Source organism: Bacillus sp. HMSC036E02 (assembly GCF_001836235.1).
Lineage (GTDB): Bacteria > Bacillota > Bacilli > Bacillales > Bacillaceae_G > Bacillus_A > Bacillus_A cereus.
In genome coordinates this window covers 1-223 of the sequence record NZ_KV827875.1, presented here as the reverse complement: position 1 = coordinate 223, position 223 = coordinate 1, and the positions used below count along the sequence as shown (strand labels likewise).

Genomic DNA, 223 nt, shown 5'->3' with positions numbered 1-223 from the left:
ATCTGCATTTAAGCCTGTACCAACTGCAGTCGCTCCCATGTTCACTTCATATAAGTGTTGACGTGATTGCTGAATGCGTTTCATATCACGTTCAAGTACACGTGAGTATGCTTTAAACTCTTGTCCAAGGCGAATTGGCACAGCGTCTTGTAAATGTGTACGTCCCATTTTAATCACATGATCGAACTGTTCGGCTTTTAATTCAAATACATCATGCATATAA

Annotated in this window: 1 protein-coding gene; it reads right to left on the bottom strand. The window is 39.9% G+C overall.

Annotated elements, in window-relative coordinates; all coding sequences use genetic code 11:
* A partial coding sequence (locus HMPREF2590_RS26005; RefSeq protein ID WP_256325176.1) for a lyase family protein occupies positions 1 to 223 on the bottom strand: 223 nt, incomplete at both ends.